Below are 12,348 nucleotides of genomic sequence, written 5' to 3'. Positions count from 1 at the left end.
TGGTCTTGAGCGATAAGCTGACTATTGCGGGGGTATACAACTTAACACCGATGCAAGAAGGAATGCTGTTTCATTCCTATTTGAACCCGGATTCCGCCGCATACTTCGAACAGTTTTCCTGCACCGTCTCGGGAAGGCTGAATGCCTTGATATTGGAAAAAAGTTTTAATGTCCTGATCGACAAATATGATGTGCTTCGGCTTAATTTCATCCATGAGAACACGAAAAATCCAAAGCAGGTTGTATTCAAAAAGCGCGTGATGCCTGTGTTTTATGAGAACTTGTCGTCGTTTGGCGAAATGGAGCAGGAGCAGTATATCCGCCGCTATATCCAAGAGGACCAGAAGAAGGGGTTCGACCTGGCCAAGGATGTGCTGCTTCGTGCGGCCGTGCTGCAAACCGGTGATCTCAGTTATAAGCTGATTTGGAGCTATCATCATATCATTCTGGACGGTTGGTGTTTAAAAACAATCGTTCAGGAATTGTTTGACGTCTATAAATCGCTCAGCCAGGGTACGTTTTCATCAGTGGAAGAGGCGCCGCCCTTCTCCCGATACATTCAGTGGCTGGATGGGCAGAACCGCGAAGAAGCCCGAAGCTACTGGGCCGGATATTTGGAAGGCTACGAATCAGATATTGAACTGCCCTCCTTTGGCATGAACACCCAGGTAGGCCGGAATGGCTATGGTCGCAGGGAGGTACGGCAAAGAGAGCAAGCCGTTCAAGTGGACCGTGCCTACAAAATAAGCCAGGAAACGACACAAGGGCTGGAGCATCTGGCCAAAAGTCATCAGGTGACTTTAAATACGGTGCTCCAGTCGGCCTGGGGCTTGTTAATGGGCCGCTATAACGGAACCGAGGATGTGGTTTTCGGTACCGTCACCTCCGGCCGACCGGCTGAAGTGGAGGAGGTTGAGAACATGGTCGGGCTGTTCATCAATACGGTCCCGATCCGGATCGCCTTCCATGGCGGGATGTCGTTCTCTGCATTAATTCGGGAGGTCCAGCAGTCCTCCTTAGAAACCCAAAGCTACGACTTTTATCCGCTGGCTGAGATTCAATCCCTGACTTCCAAGAAGCAGCATCTGATCTCTCATATTTATGCCTTTCAAAATTATCCGGTGAGTGCGGACCCTCTAGATGAAGGAGAAGAAGCGTTTGCAATTACTGAGCTTGAAGATTTTGAGCAGACGCATTATGACTTTAACCTAATTCTGATGCCGAACGCTGGGCTCGAAGTCAAATTTAAATATAACTCAGCCCGATATGTCCAGGCCGCAATGGATCGTTTGTTCCAAAATTTTGAGCAAGTGCTCGATCAGGTCGGCCGGAACGCTGACATTCTGATTCAGCATATTTCAGTCATTACAGACGACGAGAAACAGCAAATCCTGCACCAATTTAACACCGTCGGCGAATATCCGAGGGATCAAACGATCGTGCAGCTGTTCGAGCGTCAGGCCGGGATGATACCGGGAAACATCGCTATCGTGAATAAGGAACACAAACTGACTTATGCGGAGTTGAATGTGCGAGCTGATCGTCTGGCATCCCGACTGAGAAGAAAGGGTGTTGAACCAGATAGCGTCGTGGGCTTGATCGGCGACCGTTCAATGGAGACGGTAGTGGGTATGCTGGGTATTTTAAAGGCTGGTGGCGCCTATTTGCCTATTGATCCGGAATACCCGGAAGATCGCATTGCCTTTATGTTGAGGGATAGTGAGACGAGATGGATCGTTACGTCGGAGTGTTATGCGGACAAGCATATGGACGGAGTCGAATCCATCATTCTGGATCGGGAAGAGGATGAATGTACTTCAACTGTGATAGAGGACCGTGCAATCGATGCGGAAAAGATTCTTACGCCCTCAAACCTGGCCTATGTGATGTATACCTCCGGTTCGACGGGACGTCCCAAAGGGGTGATGATCGAACATCATAATGTGGTACGGCTCGTCCAAAACAGCAACTATGTCCCTTTTGAACCAGGAGACCGCATTTTGCAAACCGGAGCACCTGTATTTGATGCCTGCACATTTGAGATTTGGGGAGCACTTCTAAACGGCCTGGAACTTTATATCATCGATAAGCACTCCATTCTGGATGCGCAGCTGTTGGGAGAAGCGATTCATGAATACCGCATTACAACAATGTGGCTCACCTCTCCCTTGTTCAATCAGTTGTCTCAATTGGATCCGACGTTATTCCGTCCCCTTCGCTTCTTGATCGTCGGGGGGGATACCCTTTCCCCTAAGCATATTCAGCTTGTGGCGAACCAATGCCACAATACGACGATCATTAACGGGTATGGGCCGACTGAAAATACGACGTTTTCCTGCTGCTACACGATCCGTTCGTTCGAGGAAACAAGGATTCCGATCGGCGGACCGATTGCCCATTCTACTGCTTACATCGTCGATTTATACGGGCATCTGTGCCCCGTCGGTGTTTCGGGAGAACTGTGGGTTGGCGGTGATGGCGTCGGGCGCGGATACATAAACAATCTGTCCCTGACTTCGGAGAAGTTTATTGCAAGCCCTTTTATCGAGGGAGAACGGATTTATCGTACGGGGGATCTGGTAAACTGGCTCCCGGACGGAAGCATCGATTTTATTGGCCGGTTGGACAATCAGGTGAAAATACGCGGTTTCCGCATCGAAACCGGGGAAATCGAAAGCCGGATTCAGATGCATGTAAGCGTGAAGGAGGCTGTAGTCTCAGTAAGAGACAAGGGTGACGGTCTGAAATCATTATGTGCTTATGTGGTTGGTGCGGAAAATCTCGATGCGACGAGTATGAAACAGTATCTTTTGAATGATCTGCCGGATTATATGGTACCTGTTCATTGGGTATTTATGGACCAACTACCGCTTACTCCGAACGGCAAAGTTCACCTGCAGGCCTTGCCGGAGCCCGTGGAGGCTAATGCTCTTGGTAACGAAGCGTTTGTTGCGCCTCGGAACGAAACGGAGCAAAAGCTGGCGGACATTTGGAGCGCTGTACTGGCCATTCCTTCGATCGGGGCGAATGACCATTTCTTTGAGCTTGGGGGTCATTCCCTGACAGCGTTAAAGTTGGTCACGGAAATGAAAAAGCAATTTGAGATCCAACTCCCTTTAAGAGATATATTCCAGACGCCGATTCTAGCAGAGATGGCAGCGAGGATCAACAGGAACGAAGATGAGGAATTTGTTGGGATCGAGCCTGCTCCCCTAGCCGAGTTCTATCCAGTGTCCTCTGCGCAAAAGCGCCTGTATGTTTTGAATAGTATGGCAGGAATTACAACAGCGTATAATATGCCGTTTGTCCTGCAAATCGAGGGTAAACTTGATGTCGACCGGCTGGAACAGTCTTTTCAAATCTTGATTTCCCGCCACGAGTCTTTACGAACCTCTTTTGCGTCTTTGCATGGGGAACCCGTCCAGGTGGTGCATGAGAAGGTACCCTTTGCTATAAAGGAATTGGAGTCTCATCCTAGTGAGGATATTGAGAAAACCGTCGACCGATTCGTAGTTCCGTTCGACCTCGGAAGCGCACCTTTGCTGAGGGCGGGACTATCTACAATAAGGGAAGAATGCTGTCTTCTGATCATTGATATCCATCATATCGTCGCCGACGGTGCTTCCATCGGAATCATCGTGCAGGAATTCTGCGAAGTGTATAACAGCCTGGGTAAAGAAGCAGTTGCAAAAACTCATGCAGGGCATTCGGTTCGACGTGTTCAATATAAAGACTTTGCCGTTTGGCAAAGTAAACAGTCCGGCCCCAGGGAGCAGCAGGAGCATTACTGGCTTAATCAATTTGCCGAAGAGCCACCCGTGCTTAATTGGTTGACCGATTATCCACGACCGCAGATTCAAAGCTTTGAAGGAGCTTTTTCCTCAGTGAATCTCGATGAAGAGCTGACGTCCCGGTTGAAACAGCTGGCTAACGAAACGGGAGCCACCTTGTATATGGTTATGATGGCTGCCTACAGCATATTGCTTTCCAGATATGCCTCCCAAGAGGATATTGTGATTGGATCTCCAACGATGGGCAGAACTCATGCAGACGTGCTTCAAACGGTAGGTATGTTCGTCAACACGCTTGCTTTGCGTGTAAAACCGGAAGGAACAAAAACGTTCGATCAATTCCTGTGCGAAGTGAAACAAACGACACTTCAGGCTTTCGAGCACCAAGACTATCCATACGAGGAGCTTATCGAGAAGCTCGGACTCAGACGCGACTTAAGCCGTAACCCGCTGTTCGACACGGTGTTTACGCTTCAGAATCTCGGTATTGAAGAGTTGGCTTTAGACGGACTTACCGTAAGTTCTCGTTCCTGGGACGGACGGATGTCGAAGTTTGATTTGACATTGACGGTAACGGAAAATGACCGGGGAATGTCCATCGAAGCGGAGTATGCTGCGAAGCTGTTAAAAGCCGGGACGATCGAGCGCCTGATGACGCACTACATTGAGGTTTTAAGGTCAGTGGTTGTTAGCAGACATATCAAGCTGGAAGATATAGAACTGCTGCCGCCGGAGCAGCGGAGCTGGATTCTGGAACAATTCAACGGTTCGAAAAAGGACTTTGCCCATAACCGGACCGCTTATGAGTTGTTTGCAGAACAGGTCAAGCGTACGCCGGACCATATTGCCCTCGTCTTTAAAAACCAGCGGCTGACTTACCGTGAACTGGAGGAACAAACGAGCCGCCTTGCTTACGTTCTGCTGGAAAAGGGTGTGAAACCCGGGGGGATCACGGCAATCATGGTCGAACATTCGGTCGAAATGATTGTGGCAGTGCTTGCAGTATTACAAACGGGGGCAGCATATCTCCCAATCGACCATGAGTACCCTGCCGATCGTATTACTTACATTCTGGAGGATAGCAAGGCTGGCTTGCTACTGACGAAAAATGGGCTGGTACAATCGAAAGGTTTGAGTCTCCCCTGGATCGATTTAGAGGCAGTGCTGATGCCAAACAGTGAGCTTCATATACAGAAGCCGTTCTCGACGCCAAAGGGTTCGTCCGCCGACTTGGCCTATGTGATCTATACGTCAGGGTCTACGGGGAAACCGAAAGGCGTGATGATCGAACACCGCTCCCTGCTCAATATGACAGGATGGTATCAATCGTATTACGGGCTGACGCCTGAGGACAAAAGTACCAAATACGCCGGATTCGGCTTTGATGCCTCTGTGTGGGAGATATTCCCATCACTCTTGTCGGGCGGTGAGCTTCATATTATCCCGGAGGAAATCCGATACGATGTGCCGCGATTGGCGGATTACTACAACGAACAGGGTATCACTGTCAGCTTCCTGCCGACGGCCGTCTGCGAGCAATTCACCCAGATCCAGAACGATTCCCTGCGTGTGCTGCTTACCGGTGGAGATAAGCTCAAGTCTTATCATCCCGTACCCTATGACCTGGTAAATAATTACGGACCTACGGAAAATACCATCGTGACGGCAGCTTTCAAGGTGAATGGCGAATACGATAACATTCCGATCGGCTGCCCGATTGACAACGTAAGGGTGTATATCCTTGACAGAAATGACAAGCTCCTTCCGATCGGGATTCCCGGTGAACTGTGTATTGCCGGAGACAGTCTGGCACGGGGGTACATGAACCGGGACGATTTGACGGCGGAGAAGTTTACCGCCGATCCATTTCAAACCGGTGAAAGAATGTACAGAACCGGTGATCTGGCTAGGTGGCTCCCTGATGGAAACCTGGAGTATCTAGGCCGGATGGACGAGCAGGTCAAAATTCGAGGTTACCGCATCGAGCTTGGAGAAGTGGAGAATGTCCTGCTCAAACAGGAGGGCGTTGCTGAGGCTATCGTTGCTGTGGTATTAAATCCGAAGCAGGAAACAGAGTTGTGCGCTTATATTACGACATCCCGTAATATTGCCGTCCGCGAGATTCGGGGATGTCTGGCGCGGGAGCTGCCGGAATACATGATCCCTGTTCACTACGTGGAATTGAACAAAATCCCGCTGACCTCCAACGGAAAGGTGGATCGCCGCGCGCTTCCGCAACCGGACTTTGCATCCGCTGCAGCAGATAATTATGTGCCACCGCGCGGTGTGACGGAACGAAAGCTGGCCGAAATATGGTCGGAGGTTCTCGGAACGGCCCCGATAGGAGCATACAGCCATTTCTTTGAACTGGGCGGGCATTCACTCAAAGCGGTAGCGCTGGCGTCCCATATCAAGGAAGTCTTCCAGATTGACTTTCCGTTAAGCAGTATTTTTCAACATCCTGCGATGGAACAGATGGCTGAGGCGATCGACGCTGTGGAACAAACAAGCTATTCCTCGATCGCAAAGGTGCCGGAAAGAGAGCATTATCCGGTGTCGTCAGCACAGAAGCGCTTGCTGATTCTCAATGAGCTTGTAGGGGCGGGGACGGCTTATAATATGCCTTTTGTTTTACAGCTAACGGGGGAGCTGGACCGTGCACGGCTGCACCAGGCATTTACTATCCTCATTCGCAGGCATGAAGCGTTCAGGACCTCGTTTCGGTTTGTAGAAGGAGAGCTGATGCAAATGGTGCATCACGACGTTTCTTTCTCTGTCCGGGAGCTTGAGGCACCGGAAGATCCGGACCATATTTCGGAAATCATAGAGCGGTTCGTTGAACCCTTCTCCTTGCAAAAGGCTCCGCTAATGCGCGTAGGGCTGGCAAACTTGGGTGAGGATAGGCATATTTTGATCATAGATATGCATCATATCGTTTCGGATGGAGGATCGATCCGCCTTCTTGTCGAGGAGCTGAACTTGCTTTATAGCGGCCAAGAGCTGGATGATACCTCATCACGCATCGAATATAAGGATTATGCGGCATGGCAAAGTGAAATGCTTCAATCGGAAGCCTACGCGAAGCAAGAACAGTATTGGCTGGAGCGTTTTGCAGGAGAGCTGCCCGCTCTAAACCTTCCGGCAGATTATCCACGGCCGCAAATCCAAAGCTTTGAAGGCGATGCTTTCTCTATTGCGATCGGCAGTGAATTAAGCTCCCGGATTCTTGGGACGGCTGCCCGGACTGGAACTACGTTATACATGTTTCTATTGGCTGCATACAACATTCTATTGTCCAAATACGCCAACCAAGAGGACATTATCGTAGGCACACCGACCTCTGGTCGACTGCAAAAGGAATTGGAAAGTGTCATCGGTATGTTCGTCAATACCCTGGCGATTCGAAATCAGCCGGAAGGAAGCAAACGGTTCATCGACTTTTTGGAGGAAGTTAAAAAGCATTCGCTGCAAGCATTCGAGCATCAGATGGTCCAATATGAGGATTTGCTCGAAAGGCTGAATGTACGGCGGGATGTCAGCCGAAATCCGCTGTTTGATACCATGTTTGCCGTCGATAACGTCGGCGTCGGGGAAATTCAGCTTGGTGAACTTCTTATAGAACCGTATGACTTCGACAACGGAACATCCAAATTCGACCTGATGGTTACGGCAGCAGAAGAGGAGGGGGAAATTCGCCTGGATGTAGAATATGCCCGGAAGCTGTTCCTTAAAGATACGGTGGAGCGGATGATCGCGCATTACCTTCAAATTCTGGAGGCCGTGACCACAGATGTGGAGATCTGGCTATCCGACATCCGTATGCTGACGGAAGAAGAACGGGGTCAGATCATTGGGGACTTCAACAACACGAAAACCGAGTATCCCCGTCAAACCATTCACGAACTGTTCGAGGAACAAGTGGATAAGCATACAGAGAGCATCGCGCTGGCCTGTGATGGTATCGAACTGACATATGGCGAACTGAATGCCAAAGCAAACCAGCTCGCGGCACTGCTGCGAGAGAAGGGTGTAGGGCCTGAACGGGTCGTTGCCGTCATGGGTGACCGTACGCTGGAAATGATTATCGGGATGCTCGCCATTCTAAAAGCGGGAGGTGCTTATCTTCCGATCGATCCTGACTATCCGCGTGATCGGGTGGAATATTTCTTCAAAAACAGCGGCGCCAAATGGCTGCTCGCCCGGAGCTGCTTTGCGGATCGGGCTGCCTGCGACGCGGAAGTCATCTTGATGGATCATCGGCAGCTCTGTGACGAGAGTGCCCCGAACCTGCTGAATAAGACGGGCACCGACAATCTCGCCTATGTAATGTATACATCGGGATCAACCGGACTGCCTAAGGGCGTTATGGTCGAGCATCTGGGCGTTTCCAGATTGGTCAAGAATACCAACTATGTTCGCTTCAGCACTGAAGACCGGGTCTTGCAAACGGCGGCACCCGTATTCGATGTCAGTGTATTTGATATATGGGGGGCGCTGCTGAACGGAGCGAGGCTGCACCTGGTCGACAAACTTACGCTGCTGGATCCGGTCCTCTTTGAATCCGCGCTTCAGCAGCATGACATTACGACTTTGTGGTTAACATCGCCGCTGTTTACACAATTTGCCCAACACAAGCCAAACATGTTCCGCAACGTAAGCTATTTGATTGTCGGTGGAGATGTTCTCTCCCCGAAACATATTCAGCAGGTAAGAGAGCAATCCGGTCCGTTAACCATGGTAAACGGGTACGGACCTACGGAGAATACAACCTTTTCATGCTGCTTCGTCATCGATAAGGCATACGGAAATAGCGTGCCAATTGGACCGCCGATCAGCAACTCCACGGCCTATATCGTCGATAAAAACGGGAATTTGAATCCGGTAGGTGTCCCCGGCGAGCTTTGGGTAGGGGGAGACGGCGTGGCTCGGGGATATATAAATAATGAAGAATTATCGGCTCAGAAATTTTTCTCCAATCCGTTTATTCCAGGTGAGCGGGTCTACCGGACCGGGGACGCCGCCAAATGGCTTCCAGACGGCTCTATCGAGTTTATCGGCAGAATGGACAATCAGGTGAAAATTCGGGGGTTCCGGATCGAGACAGGCGAGGTCGAGAATATACTGCTCAGTCATCCTTCCGTGAAAGAAGCCGTCATCCTTGTCAAGCAGGCCGGAGAGTCGCAGGATAAGATCCTTTGCGGTTATGTTGTGGCGGAGGTTGAATTGACCATACAGTCGCTAAAGGAGTTTATGGGACAACAGCTCCCCGACTACATGATTCCGACCGTAATCCTATTTATGGCTCAACTTCCGCTCAACGTGAATGGCAAAGTTGACCGAAAAGCGCTCCCCGAGCCGGATTATGACGTAACCGAGGGCGAATATACTCCGCCAAGGAATGAGGCGGAAGCTGTAATTGTGCAGGTATGGTCGGAAGTGCTGGGATTGGAACGGATTGGTGTCCACAACAATTTCTTTGAAATCGGGGGACATTCATTAAAGGCCATGCAGGTTGTTTCAAAGCTGGCTAATCTTGGCTTCGAACTGAGTATAAATCAGGTGTTCGCCCATCAGACTCCTGCCGAGCTGGCGGCTTCTACGGCACGTTCTGTAACGGTGGAATCTGAGCACCACTTTACAGATATTCCCACTGCGGAACAATGGCTTGGGGAACGCTTAGAACGCACATGCAACTGGAAAACTTATTCCGTTGACGGCGAGGAATTCATGGTCGTCCACATTTCAGGAATGGATGAGGGACTGAAACGGAGAGCAGAGAACTTGATTGCTGCACACCTGGACGAGAAGATTCAACCGCACTTCATTGCGGATGCTTTGAGCGCGCTGATTCCGACATCAGAACGCAACCTAAGCAGGCAAGAACTGAACGACCAATTGGGTTTGCGGCAGACGAATGGCGCAGACTGGGTAGAAACGATGATGAATTCGATCTCACGGAAGCAGAAGGCGTACGCCAAAGGCATTACAAACCAGCCGATAGTCAAAGAGTATGATATTTCGCCTTCCCAAACGTACCATTTCAAGCATAAAGATGTGTCGGGAACCATGGTGAAATTTGGAAAAGTGATTCAGCCGGAGTTGTTGGGCCGAGCCTTGCAGCGAATTGTGTCTGCCGAGGAAGTCATGCGCAGTGTACTCATCGAAGACACTGAAACGGAAACCGGACGTTGGCGATTGCATGAAAGCCCGGAGCAGCTCGAGCTGCCAACTTTAGATATTTCCGGTTTCGAACCAGAGTCGCAAAGGGATATTCTGCGGGCGCTTATGAAGAATTTTTTCATCAGGCCGTATACGGACAGCGATCCATTGATGTACCGGGTGCTGCTGGTCAAGCAAAACGTAAAGGAATATGTCCTGCTGCTCCCGTTCTCACATACGATATTCGATTACATGAGTAATGAAATTATTCGTAATCGAGTAATCCATGAATATGAATCACTAAGCCAAGGGAGAGTTGACGAAACGAGAAAAAGCCGTACCTTTACGGATTTTGCCGACCAGATTCGCAGAGGCCCGGAAGGGATATCGGCAGCAAGTTTTAACGAGCTTTACAATATTCCGTCATTTGAATCCGCTGCTAGGGAAATCGCCGTCAGTATGTATCGGCGCAGCGACTTGGATCCGGCAAAGATTACGGTTCTCCACCATAGCGTCCCATTTGATATGGAATTATCGCAAACGCTGGATGCAGAGTTTAAATGGAAGACAGCGTTGGGGATATGCGCTGCGTTTTTCGGAACGTACTTCGGTAAGTCACGGATTCCGTTGTGGATGACGCATTTTGGCAGACAGTACCGGGATCAGTCTTATTTCGATATTGTCGGTGAATGCATAGATTATATTCCGCTGTTGTTAGACTGCGGAGAAGAAATGGACAGGCAGACCGAATCGATCAAAGGGATGCTGAAATCCGCTTCCGAGCATAACATCCATTTTGCGAATCTGTTGTACAACGAGTCGATTGATCCAGCCTTTATGGATGCGGCGCAGCGGTTGGCTGCAGCCCATCGGGAGATGCCGATCAATTTCAACTATTTGGGAGAACTCGGCACGGAAACGGATTTGGACTACCTTGAGGAAGATGGTGTGAATTGCGATGAGCCTAACCGGATCTTATGCATGGCGTGGCACCAAGGGAACCGGATTCACATGACGCTTGTTATTCCTGCGGAAGAGAATCCAGATACTCTTCGCAGCATGCTTGATGAAGCCGCACGGAAACATATGAAGGGTGTAAAAATATGAGAGACTCAACAAATATAATCGTTTTCAGTCTAAGCAGATTAATCACCGAATTGGGAACATCCATTTTTCGTTTTGCACTCAGTCTGTATGTTCTGGATCTCACCGGTTCATCGAGTATGTTCGCTTTAGTGTTGAGCTTCACCTATATACCGGGCATATTCGTCAATATTATCGCTGGGGTGTTCGTTGACCGCAGCCGTAGTAAAAAAAGGATTATGATAGTCTGTGATTTTCTATGTGGAATCTCAGTTCTAATGCTTATGTTCATGTTTGAGGCTTTTCACGACAGCATTTGGCTGTTCGTTGTTTATTCTATGATCTTGAGCGCTCTTCAAGCGCTCTTTACTCTGACGGTAAACTCATCCGTTCCCAATATTGTCTCTCCGGAAAGGGTTCCGACGGTCAATTCCAGCACGCAGAGCATCAGTGCCCTAATCGGCATACTGGGACCGGTGCTCGGTGCAGCGGCTTATAGCAAATTTGGGCTGGAGCATATCTTTTTGATCGAGGGAGCCGCGTTCATTTTCTCCGGGTTTTTGAATTTGCTATTGAAATTCTCGCCCCGCAAAGAGGAGATCGGAGAAGCAAAGCCTTATTTTGAAAGTGTAAAAGAGGTTTACAAATACATTCGCCGCCGGGCTGCGATCAAGTATCTGCTGATGATTTTTGTTTTTATTAACTTTGTAATTGCTCCGGCAGTTTCCCTTATCCTGCCCTTTATCGTTTATCAAGCGCTCGATATGACGCCACAGCAATTATCATTTATCGAAGCGGCGCTGGCGGTAGGCGTAATTATAGGGGCCGTTGCTGTGTCGGTACCGGTCATCAACCGGTTTATTACCAACAAAATCTTCATTTTAATTCAGATCCAGGCGTTGATGATTGTCCTATGGATGTTCCCCGAGTGGCCCATCTTTGAGACAAGCACAAAGGTAGTGCTTATGATAGGCTTCATGATCGTCTTGATGTTCACCGGAATACTTAACACAATGGGCAATATTCCAATGCTTTCTTATGTTCAGCTCTATATACCTGAGCGAATAAGAGCTAGTGTTTTAGGGGTGGTGAACACGGTAATAACCATCGCTGTGCCTATAGGAATGGGGGTATACGGTGCACTTCTGGAAATTGTAGATTGGTACTATATTACATTGGTTTCCGGTGCCGGTTTGCTTGTGGTCGGCATCCTGGCTTACCGTAACCGCGATCTCAGAGAGTTTTTTACCCAAGGCAGCGAGCCTGAGCCTTTAAGAGTTGTGGAAACACACGAGGCCTGACAATTTCTATCGAA

Annotated in this window: 2 protein-coding genes; both read left to right on the top strand. The window is 49.4% G+C overall.

The genetic code is table 11. The annotated features are described in order from the left end of the window. The first annotated feature begins 5 nt into the window (after positions 1 to 5). A complete protein-coding gene (locus MKY01_RS21500) occupies positions 6 to 11,057 on the top strand; it encodes an amino acid adenylation domain-containing protein (RefSeq protein WP_339283451.1) in 11,052 nt (3,683 codons plus the stop codon). Next, on the top strand, positions 11,054 to 12,334 hold the full coding sequence (locus tag MKY01_RS21495) for an MFS transporter (RefSeq protein ID WP_127550791.1): 1,281 nt from the start codon (positions 11,054 to 11,056) through the stop codon (positions 12,332 to 12,334). The genes MKY01_RS21500 and MKY01_RS21495 overlap by 4 nt, the downstream gene beginning before the upstream one ends. Positions 12,335 to 12,348 lie beyond the last annotated feature (14 nt).

The sequence above is a fragment of the Paenibacillus sp. FSL R5-0486 genome (assembly GCF_037975155.1).
Classification (GTDB): Bacteria; Bacillota; Bacilli; order Paenibacillales; family Paenibacillaceae; genus Paenibacillus; species Paenibacillus amylolyticus.
Note: the sequence above shows the minus strand (reverse complement) of the source record. Positions and strands in the feature narration are given on the sequence as shown.

What these genes read in the sequence shown, in the direction of transcription:
- MKY01_RS21495 (WP_127550791.1), top strand. Translation starts at nt 11,054, where the DNA reads ATGAGAGACTCAACAAATATAATCGTTTTCAGTCTAAGCAGATTAATC.